At 62.2% G+C, this 25,625-nt stretch carries 17 protein-coding genes and 1 pseudogene; 12 read left to right on the forward strand and 6 right to left on the reverse strand.

Annotation, left to right across the window (positions count from 1 at the left end; genetic code table 11):
- Positions 1 to 10 precede the first annotated feature (10 nt).
- The 12 genes and pseudogenes from gluQRS to CRP40_RS19720 all read left to right on the forward strand — a co-directional run bounded on the left by gluQRS (position 11) and on the right by CRP40_RS19720 (position 18,092).
- Positions 11 to 898, forward strand: coding sequence for a tRNA glutamyl-Q(34) synthetase GluQRS (gene gluQRS / locus CRP40_RS19665; RefSeq protein WP_027915396.1), 888 nt, complete (start codon positions 11 to 13; stop codon positions 896 to 898).
- A 146-nt stretch (positions 899 to 1,044) separates the two neighbouring features.
- Complete coding sequence (locus tag CRP40_RS19670) at positions 1,045 to 1,221, forward strand: hypothetical protein (RefSeq protein WP_003250005.1); 177 nt, start codon at positions 1,045 to 1,047, stop codon at positions 1,219 to 1,221.
- Positions 1,205 to 4,180: a sensor histidine kinase gene (locus tag CRP40_RS19675; protein WP_027915397.1), complete on the forward strand. Its 2,976-nt coding sequence runs from the start codon at positions 1,205 to 1,207 to the stop codon at positions 4,178 to 4,180. The genes CRP40_RS19670 and CRP40_RS19675 overlap by 17 nt, the downstream gene beginning before the upstream one ends.
- Before the next feature lie 4 nt (positions 4,181 to 4,184).
- Positions 4,185 to 5,624 carry a sigma-54 dependent transcriptional regulator gene (locus tag CRP40_RS19680; protein ID WP_027915398.1) on the forward strand — a complete coding sequence of 480 codons (1,440 nt, stop codon included), beginning with the start codon at positions 4,185 to 4,187 and terminating at the stop codon, positions 5,622 to 5,624.
- Positions 5,625 to 6,375: 751 nt separating this feature from the next.
- Entirely contained in the window at positions 6,376 to 7,758 is a 1,383-nt protein-coding gene (locus CRP40_RS19685; protein ID WP_027915399.1) for a polynucleotide adenylyltransferase PcnB, read from the forward strand.
- Complete coding sequence (folK, locus tag CRP40_RS19690; protein ID WP_027915400.1) at positions 7,755 to 8,234, forward strand: 2-amino-4-hydroxy-6-hydroxymethyldihydropteridine diphosphokinase; 480 nt, start codon at positions 7,755 to 7,757, stop codon at positions 8,232 to 8,234. Before CRP40_RS19685 ends, folK begins: the two co-directional genes overlap by 4 nt.
- Before the next feature lie 250 nt (positions 8,235 to 8,484).
- Positions 8,485 to 9,285, forward strand: coding sequence for a 3-methyl-2-oxobutanoate hydroxymethyltransferase (gene panB / locus CRP40_RS19695; RefSeq protein WP_027915401.1), 801 nt, complete (start codon positions 8,485 to 8,487; stop codon positions 9,283 to 9,285).
- Positions 9,282 to 10,145, forward strand: a complete 864-nt coding sequence (gene panC / locus CRP40_RS19700) for a pantoate--beta-alanine ligase (RefSeq protein ID WP_027915402.1) — start codon at positions 9,282 to 9,284, stop codon at positions 10,143 to 10,145. Before panB ends, panC begins: the two co-directional genes overlap by 4 nt.
- A 143-nt stretch (positions 10,146 to 10,288) precedes the next feature.
- Entirely contained in the window at positions 10,289 to 11,953 is a 1,665-nt protein-coding gene (pgi, locus tag CRP40_RS19705) for a glucose-6-phosphate isomerase (RefSeq protein ID WP_027915403.1), read from the forward strand.
- A gap of 278 nt (positions 11,954 to 12,231) precedes the next feature.
- Positions 12,232 to 14,166 (forward strand): annotated as a pseudogene (acs, locus tag CRP40_RS19710) (acetate--CoA ligase).
- 41 nt (positions 14,167 to 14,207) lie between these two features.
- Positions 14,208 to 15,077 (forward strand): oxygenase MpaB family protein, encoded by an 870-nt coding sequence (locus tag CRP40_RS19715; protein ID WP_027915404.1) that lies wholly within the window; start codon positions 14,208 to 14,210, stop codon positions 15,075 to 15,077.
- Between the two features lie 78 nt (positions 15,078 to 15,155).
- The gene (locus tag CRP40_RS19720; protein ID WP_027915405.1) at positions 15,156 to 18,092 is read left to right on the forward strand and encodes a DUF748 domain-containing protein; all 2,937 of its coding nucleotides are present in this window, start codon (positions 15,156 to 15,158) and stop codon (positions 18,090 to 18,092) included.
- Between the two features lie 124 nt (positions 18,093 to 18,216).
- Here the strand turns inward: CRP40_RS19720 and CRP40_RS19725 are convergent, their stop codons facing one another.
- The 6 genes from CRP40_RS19725 to infB all read right to left on the reverse strand — a co-directional run bounded on the left by CRP40_RS19725 (position 18,217) and on the right by infB (position 25,598).
- Complete coding sequence (locus CRP40_RS19725; protein ID WP_027915406.1) at positions 18,217 to 18,567, reverse strand: BON domain-containing protein; 351 nt, start codon at positions 18,565 to 18,567, stop codon at positions 18,217 to 18,219.
- Positions 18,568 to 18,860: 293 nt separating this feature from the next.
- Positions 18,861 to 20,966, reverse strand: coding sequence for a polyribonucleotide nucleotidyltransferase (pnp, locus tag CRP40_RS19730; RefSeq protein ID WP_023533183.1), 2,106 nt, complete (start codon positions 20,964 to 20,966; stop codon positions 18,861 to 18,863).
- 249 nt (positions 20,967 to 21,215) lie between these two features.
- Entirely contained in the window at positions 21,216 to 21,485 is a 270-nt protein-coding gene (gene rpsO, locus CRP40_RS19735) for a 30S ribosomal protein S15 (protein WP_023533188.1), read from the reverse strand.
- Between the two features lie 150 nt (positions 21,486 to 21,635).
- Positions 21,636 to 22,553, reverse strand: a complete 918-nt coding sequence (truB, locus tag CRP40_RS19740) for a tRNA pseudouridine(55) synthase TruB (RefSeq protein WP_027915407.1) — start codon at positions 22,551 to 22,553, stop codon at positions 21,636 to 21,638.
- Between the two features lie 3 nt (positions 22,554 to 22,556).
- Positions 22,557 to 22,955 carry a 30S ribosome-binding factor RbfA gene (gene rbfA, locus CRP40_RS19745; RefSeq protein ID WP_012274243.1) on the reverse strand — a complete coding sequence of 133 codons (399 nt, stop codon included), beginning with the start codon at positions 22,953 to 22,955 and terminating at the stop codon, positions 22,557 to 22,559.
- Between the two features lie 114 nt (positions 22,956 to 23,069).
- A complete protein-coding gene (infB, locus tag CRP40_RS19750; protein WP_027915408.1) occupies positions 23,070 to 25,598 on the reverse strand; it encodes a translation initiation factor IF-2 in 2,529 nt (842 codons plus the stop codon).
- Positions 25,599 to 25,625: the final 27 nt, after the last annotated feature.

A 25,625-nucleotide genomic window follows, 5' to 3' on the forward strand; every position in this document is an offset into this window, starting at 1 on the left:
CTGCCCGATCATGACCCAGTCCCGTTACATCGGCCGCTTTGCCCCCACCCCCAGCGGTTTCCTGCATTTTGGCTCCCTGGTAGCCGCCCTGGCGTCCTGGCTGGACGCCCGAGCCGTGGGCGGGCGTTGGCTGCTGCGCATGGAGGACACCGACCCGCCACGGGAAATGCCCGGCGCGCGCGATGCCATCCTGCAAACCCTGGAGCGCTACGGCCTGGAATGGGATGGCGAAGTGGCTTTCCAGAGCCTGCGCTTTGATGTCTATGCCAGCGTGGTCGACCGCCTGTTCAACATGGGCCTGGCATACGCCTGCACCTGTTCGCGCAAGCAGCTGGAAGCGTACGGCGGCATCTACCCCGGCTTTTGTCGCAACGCCGGGCACGCCCGCGAAGGTGCGGCGATTCGTATCCGGGTACCGGAGCTGACCTACCGCTTCACCGACCGGGTACAAGGCGAGTACCAGCAGCACCTGGGCCGCGACGTCGGCGACTTCGTCATTCAGCGCCGCGACGGGCTCTATGCCTATCAGTTGGCGGTGGTGCTCGATGACGCCTGGCAAGGCATCACCGACATCGTGCGCGGCGCCGACTTGCTCGACAACACTCCCCGTCAACTGTACCTGCAGGAGTTGCTCGGCTTCACGCAGCCGCGCTACCTGCATGTCCCGCTGATCGTCCAGCCTGACGGCCACAAGCTGGGCAAGTCGTACCGCTCCCCGCCCTTGCAGGCCGACCAGGCCACCCCGCTGCTGCTGCGCGCGCTCAGGGCACTGGGCCAGGACACGCCCGCGCAGCTCGCAAGTGCCACCCCGACCGAAGTGCTGGCCCTGGCACGTGCGCAGTGGCGGCCCGAACGCATTGCCCAGCGCACCACGGTCCCTGAGGCCGACTTGCGCTAGGCCGGGTTTCGATAACCCGCCAACCTGAATCAAAAGGCCATGAAATTCAAACCCTTGGCCAACGCTGCCGATTCCCGCTAGCATCCGCCACGCCATATGCGCCAATAATAGATCCACACCCGCAGCGCCCAACCGTCGAGGCCCGCATGTACATCTATCGTTTGGTCCTGCTTCTGGTCGTGGGGATCTACCTGTTCTCCCCGGCCATCATGGACTGGTGGATCGAGCCCACCGGAGCCTGGTACCGCCCGTACCTGCTCTGGCTCATCCTGATCGTCGTCACTTTCATCCTGCAGAGCCAACGAGATGCCGATGAGCTTTAGCCTGACCCAGATGATCCTGATCAGTGCCGGCTACCTGCTGGTGCTGTTCGGCGTGGCCTGGGTCAGCGAACGCGGCTTGATACCGCGCTCGATCATCCGCCACCCCCTTACCTACACCTTGTCGCTGGGGGTTTATGCCAGCGCCTGGGCGTTCTACGGATCGGTCGGGCTGGCCTACCAGTACGGCTACGGCTTTCTGGCCTGTTACCTGGGGGTATCCGGGGCGTTCCTGCTGGCACCGGTGTTGCTGTATCCGATCCTGAAGATCACCCGGACCTACCAGCTATCGTCCCTGGCCGATCTGCTGGCTTTTCGCTTTCGCAGCACCTGGGCCGGGGCTCTGACCACGGTGATCATGCTGATCGGGGTGTTGCCGCTGCTTGCCCTGCAGATCCAGGCCGTGGCCGACTCCATCAGCATCCTCACCGGGGAGCCGGTCAAGGCCCGGGTAGCGTTCGCCTTCTGTGCCCTCATCATCCTGTTCACCATCTTCTTCGGTTCAAGGCACATCGCTACCCGTGAGAAGCACGAGGGGCTGGTCTTCGCCATCGCCTTCGAGTCGGTGATCAAGCTCATCTCCCTGGGCGGCATCGGCCTTTATGCCCTGTATGGTGTCTTTGGCGGGCCCCACGGCCTGGAGGTCTGGCTGCTGCAGAACCAGACGGCGCTCGCGGCCCTGCACACGCCCTTGCAGGAAGGCCCGTGGCGCACCTTGCTGCTGGTGTTCTTCGCCTCGGCGATCGTCATGCCGCACATGTACCACATGGCGTTCACCGAAAACCTCAACCCGCGTTCGCTGGTCAGCGCCAGCTGGGGGCTGCCGCTGTTCCTGCTGCTGATGAGCCTGGCCGTGCCCCTGGTGCTGTGGGCCGGCTTGCGCCTGGGCGCCAGTACCAACCCGGAATACTTCACCTTGGGGTTGGGCATCGCGGCCAACAACCAGGCCTTGGCCCTGCTGGCCTATGTCGGCGGGCTTTCGGCAGCCAGCGGGTTGATCATCGTGACCACCCTCGCCCTCTCGGGCATGGCGCTCAATCACCTGGTCCTGCCGCTGTACCAGCCGCCTGCCGAGGGCAACATCTACCGCTGGCTGAAGTGGACGCGCCGGGCCTTGATCGTGGCCATCATCACCGCCGGCTTCATGTTCTACCTCACCCAGAGCAACCACCAGAGCCTGGCCAACCTGGGCATCGTCGCGTTCGTGGCCACCTTGCAGTTCCTGCCAGGGGTCCTGTCGGTGCTGTACTGGCCCACGGCGAATAGGCGGGGGTTCATTGCCGGCTTAGTGGCGGGCACCCTGGTGTGGATGGGCACCATGCTGCTGCCGCTGCTGGGTAACCTGCAGGGTTTCTACATCCCCTTGCTGGACATGATCTACGTGCTCGACGACACCAGCTGGCACATGGCAGCCATTGCATCGCTGGCCGCCAACGTGCTGCTGTTCACCTTGATCTCCTTGTTCACCAATGCCAGCAACGAAGAGGTGGCCGCGGCCGAAGCCTGCGCCGTCGACAACGTCCGCCGTCCCCAGCGCCGCGAACTGCACGCCGCCTCGCCACAGGAGTTCGCCACCCAGTTGGCCAAGCCACTGGGCGCCAAGGCCGCGCAGAAAGAAGTGGAGCAAGCCCTGCGCGACCTGTATCTGCCCTTCGACGAGCGGCGCCCCTACGCCCTGCGTCGGTTGCGCGACCGCATCGAGGCCAACCTGTCCGGCCTGATGGGCCCAAGCGTGGCCCAGGACATGGTGGAGACCTTCCTGCCCTACAAGTCGGGCAATGAAAACTATGTGACCGAAGACATCCACTTCATCGAAAGCCGGTTGGAAGACTACCACTCGCGCCTGACCGGCCTGGCTGCCGAACTCGACGCGTTGCGCCGCTATCACCGCCAGACGCTTCAGGAGCTGCCGATGGGGGTATGTTCCCTGGCCAAGGACCAGGAAATCCTCATGTGGAACAAGGCCATGGAAGAGCTGACCGGCATTGCGGCCAAGCACGTGGTCGGTTCGCGCCTGATCACCATTGCCGAACCCTGGCGGGGCCTGCTGCAGGGCTTCATCAATGTGCCGGATGAACACTTGCACAAGCAGCGCCTGGCCCTGGACGGCCAGCCGCGCTGGCTGAACCTGCACAAGGCCGCCATCGACGAACCGCTGGCCCCAGGCAACAGTGGCCTGGTGCTGCTGGTGGAAGACCTGACCGACACCCAGGCCCTGGAAGACAAGCTGGTGCACTCCGAACGCCTGGCCAGCATCGGTCGCCTGGCGGCGGGTGTGGCCCACGAGATCGGCAACCCGATCACCGGCATCGCCTGCCTTGCGCAGAACCTTCGCGAGGAGCGCGAAGGGGATGGGGAAATCATCGAGCTGTCCAGCCAGATCCTCGAACAGACCAAGCGGGTGTCGCGCATCGTACAGTCGCTGATGAGCTTCGCCCATGCAGGCGGCAGTCATCAGAACAGCGAAGAACCCGTGTGCCTGGCCGAAGTGGCCCAGGACGCCATTGGCCTGCTGGCCTTGAATCGGCGCAACTTCGACGTGCAGTTCTTCAACCTGTGCGACCCCGACCACTGGGCAGAGGGCGACCCGCAGCGCCTGGCCCAGGTGCTGATCAACCTGCTGTCCAATGCGCGGGACGCTTCCCCACCCGGCAGCGCGATCCGCGTGCGCACCGTGGGCTGCGAGCACACGGTCGACCTGATCGTGGAGGATGAGGGCAGCGGCATTCCGAAGAACATCATGGATCGCTTGTTCGAACCCTTCTTCACCACCAAGGACCCTGGCGAGGGAACCGGGCTGGGCCTTGCGCTGGTCTATTCCATCGTGGAAGAGCATTATGGACAAATCACCATCGACAGCCCGGCCGATATCGAACGGCAACGTGGCACACGGATCCGCGTGACCCTGCCCCGGCATGTCGTAGCGACGTCCCCTGAAAATCGAGACCGTCGAGAGAATTGAATCAATGCCGCATATTCTGATCGTCGAAGACGAAACCATCATCCGCTCGGCCCTGCGACGCCTGCTCGAACGGAACCAGTACCAGGTCAGCGAAGCCGGCTCGGTGCAGGAAGCACAGGAACGCTTCAGCATTGCGACCTTCGACCTGATCGTCAGCGACCTGCGCCTGCCGGGTGCCCCTGGCACCGAGTTGATCAAGCTCGGCGAGGGCAGGCCTGTGCTGATCATGACCAGCTACGCCAGCCTGCGCTCGGCCGTGGACTCGATGAAAATGGGCGCGGTCGACTACATCGCCAAGCCGTTCGATCATGATGAGATGCTCCAGGCGGTTGCGCGCATCCTGCGTGATCGGCCAAGCGCGCCTCCCGCAGCCCCTGAGCCACGCCCGGTTTCCGGCAAGTCTGCCCCGGCGGACAAAGCCAGCGCACCGGCGACCAACGGAGATATCGGCATCATCGGTTCCTGCGCCCCCATGCAGGACATGTTCAACAAGATCCGCAAGGTCGCCCCTACCGATTCCAATGTGCTGATCCAGGGTGAATCAGGCACCGGCAAGGAACTGGTCGCCCGCGCGCTGCACAACCTGTCTCGGCGGGCCAAGGCACCGATGATTTCGGTCAACTGCGCGGCGATTCCCGAAACGCTCATCGAGTCCGAGCTGTTCGGTCACGAAAAGGGCGCCTTTACCGGCGCCAGCGCAGGCCGGGCCGGGCTGGTGGAGGCTGCTGACGGCGGCACCTTGTTCCTTGACGAGATCGGCGAACTGCCACTCGAAGCTCAGGCGCGCCTGTTGCGCGTGCTTCAGGAAGGGGAAATTCGCCGGGTGGGTTCGGTGCAGTCGCAAAAGGTCGACGTGCGCCTGATCGCGGCCACTCACCGAGACCTGAAAAACCTGGCCAAGGCCGGTCAGTTCCGTGAAGACTTGTATTACCGCTTGCACGTGATCGCGCTCAAGCTACCTGCCCTGCGCGAGCGTGGCAGCGATGTGAACGAAATTGCCAGTGCCTTCCTGGCCCGCCAGTGCGCGCGGATCGGGCGCGACGATCTGCACTTCTCTTCCGAGGCAGAGCAGGCCATTCGTCACTACAGCTGGCCCGGCAACGTGCGAGAACTGGAAAACGCCGTGGAGCGCGCGGTGATCCTGAGCGAGAGCCCGGAAATTTCGGCGGAGCTGTTGGGCATCGACATCGAGCTCAGCGAGCTGGACGAGGACGAGCTGCTCGACAGTACGCTGACCGTGGCCGGTGCCGCCACGGCCAGTCATGAGCCGACCGAAGACCTGTCGCTGGAGGACTACTTCCAGCATTTCGTGTTGGAGCATCAGGACCACATGACGGAGACCGAGCTGGCACGCAAGCTGGGCGTCAGCCGTAAATGCCTTTGGGAGCGCAGGCAGCGCCTGGGTATTCCACGCCGTAAAACCAACGCCACCAGCGAGAACTGATTCAACCGGGCAGGCGTCATCTCCTGCCCGTCTTCGGTCACCCTGCAAAGCCCTTCCTCGTAATAGGGCTCAAACCCATTCCCCGCACCCTCCCCCTCTGCAAAAATCTGTTACCTGCCTGCTGGCACGTAACAGTTACCGAGGCAAACGGTAACGAAAAACACGTTGCGCCCCTGGGATGCAACCCTGCAGAAATGACCAAACCCCCGGATTTGCTGGGCCAGCCAAAGTTGGCACGCCTTCTGCTATATGCTTAGTACAAAAACAATAACAAGCACTGCAACCCACAATAAGAACAAGACGAAACGACTCACGCACAATAAGAACAAGACGGCGGAGGCGCAGCTAACTGATTCTTTTGGAGAGGATGCATGTTTGGGGCTTGCCCCACACCCAGGCAGAGAACAACAAAAACTGCACTAAAAAGCAGCACCTGAACTGGATGGATCGACGATCAACGTGACATCAGCGGCCAAAGCAATCCGTTTGCTCTTTACCCCTGGCTTGGGGGTCGTCCACAAGCTTCGCGCTTAGTGGCAGGGCGCTCAACAAAAACAAGAAGCCCGCAAAAAAAACAATAAGAGCACACGCAACGACTTCTTGGGGAGCTTAGGCTCCCCTTGTCGTTTCTGCCTTTGGGCAGGCATTCTGCGACCGCCTACACCATCCCGCGAGTAAATGCTAGAATCCCCGCCTATCATGCGGCCATTCTCATATTCTTGGCCGAACATTCCTTCAAACAGTGCATCCCATGCTGAAGAAGCTGTTCCAGTCGTTCCGCCCGCCCGTACCGGGCCAGCACCACCGGCGTACCACGCCCGAGGTGATCAACAAAAGCCAGCATTCGCTGCAGCGCCACCAGTTCAGCCGCCATGCGGTAAACATCGTGGAGCGCCTGCAGAGCGCCGGTTACCAGGCTTATCTAGTCGGTGGTTGTGTCCGCGACCTGATGCTGGGCATCACGCCGAAAGACTTCGACGTGGCCACCAGCGCCACCCCCGAACAGGTACGCGCCGAGTTCCGTAACGCGCGGATCATCGGCCGCCGCTTCAAGTTGGTTCACGTGCATTTCGGCCGTGAAATCATTGAAGTCGCCACCTTCCGCGCCCCTCACTCCGAGGACGATCAGGGCGACAGCCACCGCTCGTCCCATAATGCCAGCGGGCGAATCTTGCGCGACAACGTATATGGCACCTTGGAAGAAGACGCGCAGCGCCGCGACTTCACCATCAACGCGCTGTATTACGATCCGGTCAGCGAGCGCATCCTCGATTACGCCAACGGCGTGCACGATGTGCGCAATCGCCTGTTGCGCCTGATCGGCGATCCTACCCATCGCTACCAGGAAGACCCAGTACGCATGCTGCGTGCGGTGCGTTTCGCAGCCAAGCTCGACTTCGGTATCGAAAAGCACACCGTACAGCCGATCCGCGAACTGGCGCCGTTGCTACGCGAAATACCGCCGGCGCGGCTGTTCGAAGAGAGCCTGAAGCTGTTCCTTTCGGGCCAGGGCGCCATGGTGTTCGAAATGCTGGTCGACCTGCAGCTGTTCGAACCCCTGTTCCCCGCCAGTGCCCAGGCGCTGGAAGACCGCCCCACTTATACCCACACGCTGATCAGCCAGGCGCTGAGCAACACGGACCTGCGCGTCAAGCAAGGCAAGCCGGTAACGCCTGCCTTCATGTTCGCAGCCCTGTTGTGGCCTGCCCTGCCAGCACGCGTTCTGCACCTGCAGAACCAAGGGGTGCCACCGATTCCGGCCATGAACGGCGCAGCCCATGACCTGATCGCCGAGCAATGCGCGCGCATCGCCATCCCCAAGCGCTTCACGCTGCCGATCCGCGAAATCTGGGATATGCAGGAACGCCTGCCGCGCCGCAGCGGTAAACGCGCCGACATGCTGCTGGACAATCCGCGCTTCCGTGCCGGTTACGATTTCCTGCTGCTGCGCGAAAGCGCTGGCGAAGAAACCGATGACCTTGGCCAGTGGTGGACCGAGTATCAGGAAGCCAATGACAGCGAGCGCCGCGACATGATTCGCGACCTGGGCAGCCGTGATGAAGGCGGTGCGTCCCGCAAACGCAAGCGCAGCAACAGCAAGCGCAAGCGCGGTGGTGAAGAGGCCTTCGAGTGAGCATCCGCGTGTACGTCGGCTTGGGCAGCAATCTGGATGCCCCGGCCGAGCAGTTGCGCAGCGCCCTGGACGCCCTCGATCAGGTCCAGGCAACGCGACTGGTGGCTGCTTCGGCGCTGTATACCAGCGATTCGCTACTGCCGGGTCAGCCCCGCTACACCAATGCGGTCGCCGCGCTCGACAGCGCCTTGGCGCCACTTGACCTGCTCGATGCCTTGCAGGCCATCGAAAACGACCAGGGCCGGGTGCGCAAGGAACGCTGGGGGCCGCGCACCCTCGACCTGGACATCCTGCTGTACGGCGACCAGGTGCTGGACCTGCCGCGCCTGCAGGTACCGCACTACCACATGCATGCCAGGCCCTTCGTGCTTTATCCGCTGGCCGAACTGGTACCTGCAGACTTCCGGCTTGCCGATGGCCGCCAATTGTCCCAGCTGCTCGCCGCCTGCCCTTGCATTGGCCTCGAACGCCTGTAACCGGCCGTTCGTTAAGGCAGTAACGCCAGTAACACTCTGATCGTAACAATGCGGTAACAGGGTGATTGACTTCCCTCATTTCGCTCACGACTATAGGCCACCCGCGTAGCACCCCCGTGTTGCGCACCCCTATCGAGGCCCGGACGGACCTGTGCCAGAACATCACGCGCGATGATGTGCCGCCGCGGAAGATGACTACTCAGGTTGCATGCAGTCGTTTCCCCTGGCGCCAGAATGAGGAACTCTCTACATGCCTGAAGTAACCCTTTCCACCCTCAATGGCCTGAAGGCCAAGGGTGAAAAAATCGCCATGCTGACCTGCTATGACGCGACGTTCGCCAAGGCAGCCAGCCAGGCTGGCGTCGACGTCCTGCTGGTGGGCGACTCCTTGGGCATGGTCTTGCAAGGCCATGACAGCACCTTGCCGGTCACCACGGCAGACATGGCCTACCACACCGCCTCGGTCAAGCGCGGCAATCACGGCGCATTGATTCTCGCCGACTTGCCTTTCATGGCCCACGCCACGCCCGAATCGGCCTTTGCCAACAGTGCGGCGCTGATGCAGGCCGGCGCCCATATGGTCAAGATCGAAGGTGCAGCCTGGCTGGCCGAGACCATCCGGCTGCTGGCCGAGCGCGGTGTGCCTGTGTGCGCCCACCTGGGCCTGACACCTCAGACCGTAAACGTGCTCGGCGGCTATAAAGTACAAGGCCGCCTTGAGGCACAAGCCCGGCAGATGCAGGCCGATGCCATCGCCCTTGAAGCCGCGGGCGCCGCGATGCTCTTGCTCGAGTGCGTGCCGAGCGATCTGGCCGCAGCGATCACCCAGGCCGTGCGCATCCCGGTCATCGGCATTGGTGCCGGCAACGCCACCGATGGTCAGGTACTGGTGCTGCACGACATGCTCGGCCTGTCTCTCAGCGGTCGGGTGCCCAAGTTCGTGAAGAACTTCATGGACGGCCAACCTGACATCGCCAGCGCCCTCGCCGCTTATGTCCAGGCCGTCAAGCAGGTCACCTTCCCCGCCAGTGAACACGGGTTCAGCGCATGAATACAGTCAAGACCGTGCGGGAGCTGCGCGCCGCCGTAGCCCGCGCCCGCAACGAAGGCAAGCGCATCGGCTTCGTGCCGACCATGGGCAACCTGCACAGCGGCCATGCGGCCCTGGTGGTCAAGGCCGCGCAATGCACCGACTTCGTCGTTGCCAGCATCTTCGTCAACCCGCTGCAGTTCGGGGCCAATGAAGACCTGGACAAATACCCTCGCACGTTGGCAGCCGACCAGCAGCTGTTGGTCGAATCGGGCTGCAACCTGCTGTTTGCCCCTGGCGTGGATGAAATGTATCCGGACGGGATGAGCGTGCAGACGCGGGTCAGCGTGCCCACCCTGTCGCAAGGGCTGTGCGGCGCCAGTCGGCCAGGGCACTTCGAAGGCGTGGCCACCGTGGTCAGCAAATTGTTCAACATGGTGCAGCCTGACCTCGCGGTCTTTGGCGAAAAGGACTATCAGCAGCTGGCAGTCATCCGCGCCATGGTGCGCGACCTGAACATGCCGATCCAGGTGATGGGCCTGCCTACGGTGCGCGCCGCAGACGGTTTGGCACTGTCATCGCGCAACGGCTACCTCACCCCAGAGCAGCGGGCAACAGCGCCAGTGCTGTATCGGGTACTCCAGACACTGGCAGCTGCCATCGCCCATGGCCAAAAGGACTTCGCCACGCTGGTGGCCGACGGCCAGGCCCAGTTGAGTACAGCCGGTCTGCGCACCGATTACCTGGAAGTACGGCATGCCCTGACCCTGCGCCCGGCCGTGGTCGATGACCGAGACCTGGTGGTCATCGCGGCGGCTTACCTGGGCAACACCCGCCTGATCGACAACCTGTACGTGCAAGTGCAGGACACGACTGCCTGAACGGCCTGGGGTGCCCAGGCACCTCATCTACTTGAACGCCCCCCATTCCCAGCGCCGGACCTTTGCCTATAATGATGCCAGCCTGAACCCGGCAATGACTGCCGTGTCCAACGCATCACCACGGACCAAGGGACCCCCGCGCAATGGCGTATTACCGTACCCCCCACGATGTCACGGCTCTACCCGCCTGGCAGGCGCTCAAGCAGCACCGCGATGCCATGCAAGGCTTCAGCATGCGTGAAGCCTTCGCCGCCGATCCTCAGCGCTTCGAACAATTCTCCCTGAGCTCCTGTGGCCTGTTCCTGGATTATTCCAAGAACCTGATCACCGAACAGACACGTGACCTGCTGGTAAACCTGGCCGACGAAGTGGGCCTCAAGGACGCCATCACCTCGATGTTCAGCGGCGAGATCATCAACGCCTCCGAAGGCCGGCCGGTGCTGCACACCGCCCTGCGCCGCCCGGTGGGTGACAAGCTCAGCGTCAACGGCGTGAACGTCATGCCGGAAGTGCACAAGGTGCTCAACCAGATCACCGAGCTGGTAGGCCGCATCCATGATGGCCTGTGGCGTGGCTACAGCGAAAAGCCCATCACCGACGTAGTCAACATTGGTATCGGTGGCTCGTTCCTGGGCCCGGAACTGGTATCCGAAGCGCTGATGCCTTACGCCCAGCGCGGTGTACGCTGCCATTACCTGGCGAACATCGACGGTAGCGAGTTCCACGAACTGTCGGCCAGCCTGCGCGCCGAAACCACCCTGTTCATCGTCTCGTCCAAGTCGTTCAACACCCTCGAGACCCTGAAGAACGCAATGGCCGCGCGTACCTGGTACCTGGCCCAGGGCGGCTCGGAAGCCGAGCTGTACCGCCACTTCATCGCCGTTTCCAGCAACAAGGCCGCCGCCGTGGCGTTTGGCATCCGCGAAGAGAACATCTTCCCGATGTGGGACTGGGTCGGTGGGCGCTATTCGCTGTGGTCCGCCATCGGCCTGCCGATTGCGCTTGCCATCGGCACCGCCAACTTCAAGGAACTGCTCTCCGGTGCCTACACCATGGACCAGCATTTCCAGAGCGCGCCGTTCGAGAAGAACATGCCCGTGCTGCTGGCGCTGCTGGGCGTGTGGTACGGCAATTTCTGGGGTGCCAGCAGCCACGCGATCCTGCCGTACGACCACTACCTGCGCAACATCACCAAGCACCTGCAACAGCTGGACATGGAGTCCAACGGCAAGAGCGTGCTGCAGGACGGCACCCCGGTGAAAACCGAGACCGGCCCGGTGATCTGGGGCGGCGTGGGCTGCAACGGCCAGCATGCCTATCACCAATTGCTGCACCAGGGCACACAGCTGATCCCGGCCGACTTCATCGTGCCGGTCGTCAGCTTCAACCCGGTGGCCGACCACCACCAGTGGCTGTACGCCAACTGTCTGTCCCAGAGCCAGGCGCTGATGCTGGGCAAGACGCGCGAGGAAGCCGAGACCGAACTGCGTGCCAAGGGCATGAGCGAAGCCGATGTGCAAAAGCTCGCCCCGCACAAGGTCATTCCGGGCAATCGTCCGAGCAACACCTTGGTGGTCGAGCGTATCAGCCCACGCCGGCTGGGCGCCCTGGTGGCCATGTATGAGCACAAGGTGTTCGTGCAGAGCGTGGTCTGGGGTATCAATGCCTTCGACCAATGGGGCGTGGAATTGGGCAAGGAGCTGGGCAAGGGTGTGTACCAGCGTCTTGTGGGCAGCCAGGAAGAGGTTGCCGAGGACGGTTCTACCCAGGGCCTGATCAATTACTTCCGCGGCCGCCATCGCGGCTGATCCCACCCTCTGCCTGGCAGTGCATCCTGCTCGTCAGGCAGGGCGTGAAAAAAGTGCGCCGTAGCTTCTGCAGTTCGCTTCCGGGCGATTGGCGGGGCTGCCGCGCAGCGCCTATCGCACGTGAGTGAAGCCTGCGCAGCAAGCCAGTCTGCAGCTCCACTGTCCCTGTAGCCCGTGACCGCCCAATCGCCGGACCGGTTGAACACCCCTCCCCCCAAAACTGTCCTACTCAATAGCCGTTGCCGTGCCTCGCCCCTTACAAGAGCAGGACCACCGCCATGTTCGATCTCCGACATTACCCGCACGCCCTCGCCGTCAGTCAGGCGGCAGCCCTTTCCCAGGACGACTATGACCGCCTGTACCGCCAGTCGGTCGAAGACCCGGATACCTTCTGGACCACTCAAGCGCAACGCCTGACCTGGATGAAGCCATGGTCCCAGGTTCAACGGTCGGACCTGCGCACTGGCCACGCCCGTTGGTTCGACGGAAGCCAACTGAACGTCAGCTACAACTGCATCGATCGCCACCTGGCCACGCGGGCCGAGCAGACCGCCCTGCTGTGGGAAGGCGACGACCCCAGTGACACCAAGGCCATCAGCTACCGTGAACTGCACCGCCAGGTGTGTCGCCTGGCCAATGTATTGAAGTCGCGAGGCGTGGCCAAAGGTGACCGGGTATGCATCTACATGCCGATGATCCCCGAAGCCGCGTTCGCCATGCTCGCGTGCGCGCGCATAGGCGCTGTTCACTCCGTGGTGTTCGGTGGTTTTTCCCCCGACGCGCTGCGTGACCGTATCCTCGATGCCGACTGCCGCACCGTCATCACCGCTGACGAAGGCGTACGCGGCGGCAAGCGCATCGCCCTCAAACAGAATGTCGACAAGGCGCTGGCCAGCTGCCCAGCCGTCAGCACCGTCGTGGTCGTGCGGCGCACTGGGGGTGATGTCGCGTGGGACGACGGTCGTGACCTCTGGTACCACCACGCCATCGAGCAGGTCGACGAGACTTGCCCGCCCGAACCCATGGAGGCAGAGGCGCCGCTGTTCATCCTCTACACATCCGGCAGCACCGGCAAACCCAAAGGCGTGCTGCACACCACGGCGGGGTACTTGCTGCAAGCGGCCATGACATTCGACGTGGTGTTCGACTACCGGCAGGGGGAAGTCTTCTGGTGCACCGCCGACGTCGGCTGGGTCACCGGCCACAGTTACATCGTGTATGGCCCTCTGGCCAATGGCGCCATCTCGCTGATGTTCGAGGGCGTGCCCAACTACCCCGACAGCTCGCGGCTCTGGCAAGTGGTGGACAAGCATCAGGTCAACATCTTCTACACCGCACCCACCGCCCTGCGCGCCCTGATGCGCGAAGGGCTTGCGCCCCTGCAAAGTACCTCCCGTGCGAGCCTGCGCCTGCTGGGCAGCGTGGGTGAACCGATCAACCCGGAAGCCTGACATTGGTATTTCGATGAGGTCGGACAGCGCCGCTGCCCCATCGTCGACACCTGGTGGCAGACCGAAACCGGCGGCATCATGCTCACGCCACTGCCCGGCACCCAGACCCTCAAGCCTGGCTGCGCCACCCAACCCATGTTCGGCGTGCAGCCGGTGCTGCTTGACGACAAGGGCCAGGTCATCGAGGGTCCAGGGGCTGGGCTGCTGGCGATCAAGGCCAGCTGGCCGGGGCAGATTCGCAGCGTCCATGGCGATCACCAACGCATGGTCGACACCTACTTCAAGCCCATGCCCGGCTACTACTTCACCGGGGATGGCGCCAGGCGCGATGCCGACGGGCATTACTGGATCACTGGGCGCGTGGACGATGTGATCAACGTGTCCGGACATCGCATCGGCACGGCGGAGGTCGAAAGCGCCCTGGTGCTTCACGACAGCGTGGCCGAAGCAGCCGTGGTGGGTTACCCCCACGATCTCAAGGGCCAGGGTGTATACGCCTTCGTGACCACCATGAACGGTGTCAGCCCCGATGAAGACCTCAAGGCCCAGTTACTGGCGCTCGTCGGCAAGGAGATCGGCAGCTTCGCCAAGCCCGAGCTGCTGCAATGGGCTCCGGCTCTGCCCAAGACACGGTCGGGTAAGATCATGCGGCGTATACTGCGCAAGATCGCCTGTAACGAGCTCGACAGCCTGGGCGACACCTCTACCCTGGCCGACCCGAGCGTCGTCCAAGGGTTGATCGACACTCGCCTGAACCGATAACCGGCGGCCGCTACCCAGGCTGCCCAGCCCTGCAGGTCACCATGGAAGCGCTTCGCCGCCGTATCGAACAACAAGCCATGAGCCTCACCGGCCTGGCGTTGGGGCAGCTCGACCTGGAGTCGCCCAAGGGCGACCCTGGCCTGTTCGGGCCCGACAGTGTCAGTTGGCGGGTGCATGGCGACTTCCCCAGCATGCTGGTCGGCGGCATCAGCGCACTGATGCTGCAGTTGCTGCACCCGCTGGCGCTCGCTGGGGTCTGGGACCATTCCAACTTTCGCCATGACTTGATCGGGCGCCTGCGGCGCACCAGCCAGTTCATTTCAGGGACCACGTTCGGTGCGACCGAAGATGCGCACTGGCTGATCGAAAAAGTGCGCCGGATACACCTGCAAGTCGAAGGCACTGCGCCGGATGGCCGCCCCTATGCGGCCAGCGACCCTCACCTGCTGACCTGGGTGCATGTGGCCGAGGTCAGCAGCTTTCTGGCCGCTCACTTGCGTTACCGCAACCCCCGCTTGTCCCTGGCCGACCAAGACGCTTACTACCAGGAAATCGCCCTGATCGCCGAACGCCTGGGCGCCCTGGACGTGCCACGCTCGCGCCGTGAGGTCGAACACTACCTGCATGCGATGCGCCCACAACTGAGCTGCGATGCCCGCAGTCAGGAAGTCATGAGTATTCTGCTCGACGCCCCTGCGCCCAGCCGACTGGCAAAACCGGTGGGCAAGCTGATGCTGAACGCCGGTATCGAGCTGCTGCCACAGTGGGCACAACAGCAGCTTGGCCTCGAACCGGGCCATTGGCAAAAACGGTTGATCCGCCTGGGCGTGCAAGGCACCGCACCGGTATTGCGCTGGGCCATGCGCGACGGGTCTGCGCACCGGGCCAGGCGCCGCATGGGCATCGAATAAGCACTGAGCGCACCTCAGCGGAACTGATTTAACGTGCCATACTCCAAGGCATCCCGGCCCGGACAGACGAAGCGATTCATGTACAAAGGACTGACTCGCGCCATCGGCGCACTGCTGGCGTTGCTCGCCCTGTACAGCCTGCTTGGCTTTTTCATTCTTCCGGGCGTCGCGCTGCGTATCGCCAACCAGCAGCTCGCCCACTACGCCACGGTGCCGGCCCACCTCCAGCGGGCCGAGTTCAACCCCTTCAGCCTTGAGTTGACCTTGTGGGGCTTGCAGATCGGCGAGCCCGGTAAAGAGCAGGTTGGCTTCGAAAAACTGTACGCCAACCTGTCGCTGGACAGCCTATGGACCGGCGCGCTGCACCTTGACGCCCTCGAGTTGGTCAAACCACGCACCGAAGTGCTATTTGCCAAAGATGGCACGCTCAACCTCGCTCGCCTTTTCCAACTGCCTGCCAGCAAAAGCGAGCCCGATACACCCCCAGGCGATCCTTTCCCGCTGCGTATCGGCAGCATCAAGCTTGAGCAGGGTTTCGTGCGTTTCGAAGACCTGCGTCCCAGCGAGCCGATCGAGTTTCTCTACGACAACCTTGGCCTGGAATTGAAGAACCTCAGCACCCTCGCCAATGACAATGCCGACATGACCATGGTGGCCAACGGTCCCAACGGTGGGCGCATCGACTGGCAGGGCACGTTGAGCCTAGCGCCTATCGCGTCCGAAGGCACGCTCAAGGTCACCGACAGCAAGATGAAGCTGTTCTGGCCCTATGTGCGCGATGCGGTGCCCTTGGTGCTGGAAGACGGCAAGCTCAGCCTGAGCACGCATTATCGGCTCAACCTGGCAGATAAGACCGAACTGCGTCTGGAAAAAGCCTCGGTGCGGGTGGCGCCCTTTGCCATCAAGGCTCCGAATGGTCGTCCGTTGGCAAGGCTCGCCAATCTGGAGTTGAGTGATGCCTCCGTCGACCTGGTCAAGCAGCAGGTCACGATCGGCAAGGTACGCAGTGAAAAACTGGAAACCTGGGCAGCGCTGGAGAAGGACGGTCAGCTCGATTGGCAGGTGCTGTTTGCCGGCGAGCCTGGCAAGCCAACACCAGCTGAAAAGGCCGAGCCGCCCACTGCAGGGGCTTCAGCTGCACCGCAGACGCCAGCGGCCCCAAGCAAGCCCTGGCAGGTGTTGCTTAATGATGTCCAGCTCAGGAACTACCGTGTTCACCTGGCAGACCGCACGCAAAAAGAACCGGTCACCCTGGACGTAGGCCCCTTGAACGCTGACTTGAAGGGCTTCGACAGCCTCAACCAGAAGCCCTTCACGGTCAAGTTCGACACCGGCATCGGCAAGCAAGGCACCCTGCAGGGCCAGGGCCAGGTCAACCTGGCGCCGGTGTGGGCCAAGCTGGATGTCGGCACCCGGGACATCGACCTGCGGTTAGCCCAAGCCTACATCAGCCCCTTCATTCTGTTGGAGCTGCGCAGCGGTATGCTCGACAGCGACCTGAAGGTGGACCTGAAAAGTACCTCGCCGTTGGCCTTGACGGTAAGCGGCAAAGCGCAGGTGAATCAGTTGCACACCCTCGACACCATCAAGAGCCGGGACTTCGTCAAATGGCAGCAGGTCAACCTCGATGGCCTGACGTATGTGCATGGCGATGCCCTGTCGATCGCCAAGGTGACACTGCAACAGCCTTATGCACGCTTCATCATCAACGAAGACCGTACTACCAACATCAATGACCTGTTGATCCCACAGTCAAACGATGCGCCTGCCAAGGCCCAGCCCCAGCCTGCAAGCGCCACCGAGGAAAAGCCGCTCGGTATCCACATTGGCCAGATCGTGATCAAGGACGGTTCGGCCAACTTCGCCGACCTGTCGCTCACGCCCAATTTCGCCACGGCCGTGCAACAGCTCAACGGCCAGGTGGGGACCATCGATAACCGCAAGCCCCTCCCTGCCCCGGTGGATGTGCAAGGCAAGGTTGACCGGTACGCACCCGTCACCATCAAAGGTGGCCTCAACCCATTCGACCCACTCGCGAGCCTGGACATCGCCGCCGTGTTCAAACGCGTCGAACTGACCACCCTGACGCCCTACTCGGGCAAGTTTGCCGGCTACCGCATCCGCAAAGGCCGGCTGAACCTGGACCTGCACTACCTGATCACCAAGGGCCAACTCAAAGCCGAGAACAAGGTGGTCGTTGAGCAGTTGCAACTTGGGGAGAAAGTGGACAGCCCGGACGCGGTCGATCTGCCGATTCGCCTCGCAGTGGCGCTGCTCAAAGACACTCACGGCAAGATTTCCATCGAGTTGCCCGTTGCGGGCGATCTGAACAACCCGCAGTTCAGCGTGATGCCGATCGTGTGGCAAACCTTGCGCAACCTGGTGCTGCGCGCCGCGCAGGCACCGTTCAAGCTCATCGGTGGCCTTGTTGCCGGAGGCGGCGCCGAAGACTTGGGCACTGTGGCCTTTGCACCCGGGTCCAGCGAGCTGGCAGGCGATGCCCAAGCATCCTTGGATAAACTTGCCGAAGGGCTGAGAAAGCGGCCGGAACTGCGCCTGGAAATCGAAGGCACCAGCGCTCAGGCAAGCGACGGCCCCATTCTTGCCCAACAGCGTCTGGAGCGGGAATATCAGGCCACCTGGTACAAGATTCTGCAGCGGCGCGGTGACAAGGTACCGGCCAGTGCGTCCCTGATGGTGGTCGACGAGGCCGACAAGCCAGCGATGCTCGAAGGCATTTACCGCAGCCGCCTCAAGCAGCAACCGCCTGCCGAATGGGAGCAGCTTGACCGCGACGCGCGCACTGCCAACCTTCGCAACGCCGTGCTCAAGTTCTGGGCCGAAAGCACGGCTCTGTTACGCACTCTGGGGCAGGAGCGGGCCAGCAGTATCAAGGATTACCTGGTGGACAAAGCCAAGCTTGAAGACGATAGGGTGTACTTCATCGACACCCACCTGGGGCAGCCCGAAAAAGATGGCCGCGTTGTCACGCCAATGCACCTGGATGCCGACTGATCGTGACTCCTAAGGCTTGATGCCAAGCCTATGCGGCTCAATGAAAGCTTCCACGAAAAAGCCCCGGCACAGGCCGGGGCTTTTGTTGTAGCTGGCCAAATCCATTTGGCCGACAGGACGATCCTTATTCAGCTTTCAGGCCGTCAGCCATTACGCTCTTGACGCCTTTGATGTTCTTGGCAACGCGCACGGCCACTTCTTTTTGCGACTCGGTCACTTTGACGTCCGAGGACAGAGAGACTACGCCGTGGCTGGTTTCTACTTTGATGTCGCTGCCTGGTACGCCTTTCTCGGTCAGCAGATCCGCTTTGACCTTGGTGGTGATCCAGGTGTCAGAGCCTTCTTGCTTAGCGTCATCCATAGTGTTGGCAGCCAGCATTACCGGAGCCTGGGTGGCCTGGGCTGCGAAAGCGGCGTTGGCCATGGTCAGGGTCAGAGCGGTAGCAGTAGCGGCAGCAATGGCGAACTTCTTCATGTGAGTCACTCCTGTTTTTCGAAAGGTCTGCGCCATGTGTCTGGCGGCAGGTAAACAGGTAGTTGCATGGCTTGTGCCAGGTTTTACGCTTCGCTTGATTCCTTTTAAATCAATGACTTACGTATCATCGCATCGTTCACCGCTCGTGCATTCTGCAACCTGCGCGATAAACCTGCATGCAAGATGCAAGTCCGCTAAAAGTTCCGTGTCTGTTTTTGTATTTACACGGGCACAGCCCAGTATAGATCCAAAAAAAGGGCTCCCGCGGGAGCCCTTTGTGAAGCGCTAGGCGATCAGACGCCAGAAGCCTTCGCAGCCGCGACGTCCTTGATGGACAGCTTGATACGGCCGCGGTTATCCACGTCCAGTACCAGCACTTCGACTTCCTGACCTTCCTTGAGGATGTCGGTGACTTTCTCGACGCGCGCATCGCTCAGCATGGAGATGTGCACCAGGCCATCCTTGCCAGGCAGGATGTTGACGAAGGCGCCGAAGTCGACAATACGCTCGACCTTGCCCACGTAGATCTTGCCAATCTCGGCCTCGGCAGTGATGCCCAGGATGCGCTGCTTGGCAGCGTCTGCCGCTTCCTTGGTTTCGCCGAAGATCTTGATCGAGCCGTCGTCTTCGATATCGATCGAAGCCTTGGTCTCTTCGCAGATGGCGCGAATGGTGGCGCCGCCCTTGCCGATCACGTCGCGGATCTTGTCCGAGTCGATTTTCATGGCGATCATGGTCGGCGCGTTGGCCGACAGCTCGGTACGCGACTGGGCAATGATCTGGTTCATCTGGCCGAGGATGTTCAGGCGCGCTTCCAGGGCCTGGCCCAGGGCGATTTCCATGATCTCTTCGGTGATGCCGTTGATCTTGATGTCCATCTGCAGGGCGGTGACGCCCTTGGCGGTACCGGCTACCTTGAAGTCCATGTCGCCGAGGTGGTCTTCGTCACCCAGGATGTCGGTCAGAACGGCAAACTTCTCGCCTTCCTTGACCAGACCCATAGCGATACCGGCAACCGGTGCTTTCATCGGTACACCGGCATCCATCAGGGCCAGCGAGGCACCGCAGACCGAAGCCATGGAGCTGGAACCGTTGGACTCGGTGATTTCCGAGACGACACGGATGGTGTACGGGAACTCGCTGTCGCTTGGCAGCATCGCCTGCACGCCGCGACGCGCCAGACGACCGTGGCCGATTTCACGACGGCCAGCGCCGCCCATGCGACCACACTCACCGACCGAGAACGGTGGGAAGTTGTAGTGCAGCATGAAGGGGTCTTTCTTTTCGCCTTCCAGGGTGTCCAGCAACTGTGCGTCACGGGCAGTACCGAGGGTGGCAACGACCAGCGCCTGGGTTTCGCCACGGGTGAACAGTGCCGAGCCGTGGGTTTTGGGCAGAACACCGACTTCGATGTTCAGCGGGCGCACGGTGCGGGTGTCACGGCCGTCGATGCGCGGCTTGCCGTTCACGATGTTCTCGCGCACGGTGCGGTATTCCAGCTCGCCGAAGATTTCCTTGATCTGGCCAGCGGTCGGGCCGGCTTCTTCGTTGCTCAGGCGGGCAATGGCTTCATCGCGCAGCTGGCCCAGGCGGGTGTAGCGGTCCGCTTTCTGGGTGATGGTGTAGGCCTGCGACACCTGCTCGCCGAACTCGGCACGTACCAGGTTCATCAGCTCGGTGTTGGCGGCAGCGGGCTGCCAGTCCCACGTTGGCTTGCCGGCTTCGGCAGCCAGTTCCTTGACGGCCTGGATGACGGCCTGGAACTCATCGTGGGCGAACAGCACGGCGCCCAGCATCTGGTCTTCGGTGAGCTCTTTGGCTTCCGATTCAACCATCAACACGGCGGTTTCGGTACCGGCGACAACCATGTCCAGGCTAGAAGCCGCCAGTTGCTCGTACGTTGGGTTCAGCAGGTAGCCGGTGCTTTCGTGGAAGGCAACGCGTGCCGCGCCAATCGGGCCTTCGAATGGAATGCCGGAGATGGCCAGGGCCGCCGAGGTACCGATCATCGCGGCGACATCGGGGTCGGTCTTCTTGCTGGTGGAAACCACGGTGCAGACGACCTGCACTTCGTTCATGAACCCTTCAGGGAACAGCGGACGGATCGGACGGTCGATCAGGCGCGAGGTCAGGGTTTCTTTCTCGGAAGGACGGCCTTCACGCTTGAAGAAACCACCGGGGATCTTGCCGGCAGCGTAGGTTTTTTCCTGATAGTGAACCGACAACGGGAAGAAGCCCTTGCCTGGATCAGCTTGCTTGGCACCGACCACGGTCACCAGCACGGTGACGTCGTTGTCGACGGTGACCAGCACGGCGCCGGTTGCCTGACGGGCAATGCGGCCCGTTTCGAGAGTAACGGTCGATTGACCGAACTGGAATGTCTTGATTACCGGGTTCACGGTTTCCTACCTTCTTCAGTGGCTCTTGGGGGAACTGTTTTCTTGCGAATGCTTGGGCAGTGCAGGGAATCGGCCCTGTCTACCGTCCAGATACAACTCGAGGCCGGGAGCCTGGAACCGAACGAAAAAACCGCTCGAGTTACCAGGCTGCCAGCCTCGAAGTCATGCGTGGCGTGCCCCACGACAAGGCTGTGAAACAGCCCTGTCGAAGCCAGCGGCACGCCATGCACACCACCAACCAGGCCGCTATTAGCGACGCAGGCCCAGGCGAGCGATCAGCGCGCTGTAACGGGTGGTGTCTTTGCCCTTCAGGTAGTCCAGCAGCTTACGACGCTGGTTGACCATACGAATCAGACCACGACGGGAGTGGTGGTCTTTGTCGTTGGCCTTGAAGTGGCCTTGCAGCTTGTTGATGTTGGCGGTCAGCAGAGCAACCTGTACTTCCGGGCTACCGGTGTCGCCGGCGGCTTGCTGGTGTTCGGCAACGATCTTAGCTTTTTCTTCAACGCTGAGGGCCATGAGGCTTCTCCTGATTAAACGGACCCCGCGAACGGGTTCCAATAGGCCAGGGACTTATCCCTGTATCAATAGAAAGAGGTGTGACCGTGCCTACTGACAGCCACCCTCTGCTCCACGGACCTCGGCACCTGCCTGGGCCCATGGTTTCGGTCATTCCGACCGAATCAGTCGACGTGGCGCGATCCGCCCGTCTTCGCTCACCTCACCGATACCGATGAAGCGGGCATTGTGATCCTGTACACGAACCATGCCGAATTGCGGCGCGTCCGGTGCACGCACTGCCTGCCCATGCAGCCAGTAGAACGCGCTGTGCTCGGACAGACTCACCATCGGCCAATCCTGCAGCCCGCTGTCCGACGGCATGAGGAAACGATCGAGCGCTTCGTTGCCGCCTTCGGCGTGGGCCTGCTCGAGCTCCTCGAGGGTGACCGTCTGTGCCAGCGCGAAAGGCCCGGCCTGCGTCCTGCGCAGCTCTGCGACATACGCACCGCAGCCCAGCACTTCACCGATATCCTCCACCAGGGTACGAATATAGGTGCCTTTGCTGCAGCCAACGCTCAAGCGTGCACGGGTGCCTTCGCACTCAAGCAGTTCAAGACGGCTAATAGTAACAGAACGCGCCTCGCGCTCCACTACCTCTCCTGCACGCGCCAGCTTGTACAACGGCTGACCGTCACGCTTGAGAGCCGAGTACATGGGCGGTATCTGGCTGATCGGGCCACGAAAACCGGGCAATGCGGCTTCCAGTTCGGCGCGACCAACGGTCACCTCGCGGGTGCGCAGCACCTCGCCCTCGGCATCGCCGGTGTTGGTCGTCTGGCCCAGTTGCATGACCGTCTCGTAACCCTTGTCGGAGTCGAGCAGGTATTGCGAAAACTTGGTGGCCTCGCCGAAGCACAGCGGCAAGACGCCAGTGGCCAGCGGGTCGAGGCTACCGGTGTGACCGGCCTTCTCTGCATTGAGCAACCAGCGCACCTTTTGCAAGGCAGCGTTGGAGGTGAAGCCCAAGGGCTTGTCCAGCAGGATGATGCCGCTGACATTGCGGCGAATGCGTTTGACCTGGGCCACCGATTACTCCTTGGTGCCAGACTCGTCGGCATCCTTGTGCAGGCGGTCTTCGGCCACTGCACGCTCGATCAATGCCGACAGGTGCACGCCACGGCTGACGCTTTCGTCGAAGTGGAAATGCAGTTGCGGCACGCTGCGCAGCTGCATGGAGCGACCCAGGTGCAGGCGCAGGAAGCTGGCGGCGCTGTTCAGGGCCTTGAGCGACTGCTGCACGGCATCGGGGGTTTCTTCACCCATCACGGTGATGAACACCTTGGCATGGCCCAGGTCGCGGCTCACATCCACGGCAGTGATGGTGACCAGACCGACACGCGGATCCTTGACTTCACGACGGATCAGCTCAGCCAGCTCGCGCTGCATCTGATCGCCAATGCGTTGGGTACGGCTATATTCTTTGGCCATTCTTGTTACCTGTAACGTAAAGCGGCAAACGCCCGGTCAGAACGATGCCTGACCGGGCGCTGCCTGAAGAGGTGCTGCAAAGCGCCCGCCAAGGCGCTTGCAACCTGCTCACCCTTAGAGGGTACGAGCCACCTGGACTTTCTCGAACACTTCGATCTTGTCGCCGACCTTGACGTCGTTGTAGCTCTTCACGCCGATACCACACTCCATGCCGTTACGCACTTCGGCGGCATCGTCCTTGAAGCGGCGCAGCGATTCCAGCTCGCCCTCGAAGATGACCACGTCGTCGCGCAGTACGCGGATCGGACGGTTACGGTAGACGGTACCTTCGATGACCATACAGCCAGCGATGGCGCCGAACTTCGGCGAACGGAACACGTCACGCACTTCGGCGACGCCCAGGATGTTCTCGCGAACATCGCTGCCGAGCATGCCGGTCAGGGCTTTCTTGACGTCTTCGATGATGTCGTAGATCACGTTGTAGTAACGCATATCCAGACCTTCCTGCTCGACGATCTTGCGCGCACCGGCATCGGCACGCACGTTGAAGCCGAACAGTACTGCGTTCGAAGCCAGCGCCAGGTTGGCATCGCTCTCGGTGATACCACCTACGCCGCCACCAATGACACGGACCTGCACTTCGTCGTTGCCCAGGCCGCCGAGCGAACCCTGCAGCGCTTCGAGAGAACCGCGCACATCGGTCTTGAGAACGATGTTGAGCGTTTTCTTCTCTTCCTGACCCATGGTCTCGAAGATGTTTTCCAGCTTGCCTGCGTGAGCACGGGCCAGCTTGACCTCGCGATACTTGCCTTGACGGAACATGGCAACTTCGCGGGCTTTCTTCTCGTCAGCCACTACCGACAGCTCGTCGCCGGCTTCCGGTGTGCCGTCCAGGCCAAGGATTTCGACCGGGATGGACGGGCCAGCTTCCTTCACAGGCTTGCCGTTCTCGTCCAGCATGGCGCGAACGCGGCCATAGTTGGAGCCGCACAGCACCATGTCGCCCTGACGCAGCGTACCGTCCTGAACCAGGATGGTAGCGACTGGGCCGCGGCCCTTGTCCAGACGCGATTCGACGACCACACCGCGCCCTGGGGCGGTCGGCGTAGCGGTCAACTCGAGGATCTCGGCCTGCAGCAGCACCGCTTCGAGCAGCTCGTCCACGCCGGTACCCATCTTGGCCGAAACCTTGACGAATGGCGTGTCACCACCCCAGTCCTCGGAGGTCACGCCTTCGACGGACAGCTCGTTACGGATGCGATCAAGGTCAGCACCAGGCTTGTCGATCTTGTTGACCGCAACCACCAGCGGTACGCCAGCTGCCTTGGCATGCTGAACGGCTTCGCGGGTTTGTGGCATCACGCCGTCGTCCGCCGCCACCACCAGGATGACGATGTCGGTCGCCTTGGCACCACGGGCACGCATCTGGGTAAACGCAGCGTGGCCAGGGGTGTCGAGGAAGGTGACCATGCCGCGGTCGGTTTCCACGTGGTAGGCACCGATGTGCTGGGTGATACCACCGGCTTCGCCAGCAGCAACCTTGGCACGACGGATGTAGTCGAGCAGCGAGGTCTTACCATGGTCGACGTGACCCATGACAGTGACGACCGGCGCACGGGACTCGGTCTGGCCTTCGAACTTCAGGGATTCGGCCAGGGAGTCTTCCAGGGCGGAATCGCTGATCAGCGTGACCTTGTGGCCCAGCTCTTCGGCGATCAGCTGAGCGGTTTCCTGATCGAGCACCTGGTTGATGGTCACCGGGGTGCCCATCTTGAACATGAACTTGACCACTTCAGCGCCCTTGACGGACATCTGGTTGGCAAGCTCGGAGACGGTGATGGTCTCGCCGATGGTCACGTCACGAATGACCGGACCGGTCGGGTTCTGGAAGCCGTGCTGGTTACGCTTCTTCAGCTTGCTCTTGCCACCACGACCACGACGAGCGCCATCGCTCTCTTCGTCGGTGGTACGCGGCGCGGCACGAGGCGTCGGAGCCTTTTCCTTTTCCTTGACCTTGACCTTGATCGACACACGTGGCGCCTCGCCACGACGACGGTCGTCATCACGGGTGCGGCTTTCGTTGCGACGGGTCTCGTCTTTCTTGCGCTCGGCCGCACGGGCGGCAGCGTCTTCCGACGTCGGCGCATTGGCTACGACCGGCGCAGCGGCAGGGGCAGAAGCCTGTTCTGCCTTGGCAGCCGGAGCCGGAGCGGAAGCGGCGGCATCAGCAGCCTGGCGACGCGCCTGCTCTTCGTTGCGCTGACGCACTTCAGCGTCAACCTTGTCGCGGGCAGCGTTTTCAGCTGCACGGCGCTCTTCGAGCTCACGCTTCTGCTCAGCCTGGATTTCTTCCGGGCTGCGCTGCACGAATACTTTCTTCTTGCGTACTTCTACGCTGATACTCTTACTACCGGCGACACGCAGGGTGCTGGTGGTTTTGCGCTGCAAGGTAATCTTGCGCGGTTCTTCCGCCTTGCTCTTGTGGCTGCTCTTCAAATGAGTCAGCAAGGTCTGCTTCTCATTGTCGGTCACTACCTGACCGGCGTCGGTGTGCGGCAGACCTGCCTCACGCATCTGCTGCAGCAGGCGCTCTACCGGTGCCTCGACCTCTTGGGCCAGTTCTTTCACCGTGACTTGCGTCATGCACTTCTCTCCTCAGGCCGCGCCTAA

The organism is Pseudomonas sp. URMO17WK12:I9 (genome assembly GCF_900230165.1).
Taxonomy (GTDB): Bacteria; Pseudomonadota; Gammaproteobacteria; order Pseudomonadales; family Pseudomonadaceae; genus Aquipseudomonas; species Aquipseudomonas fulva.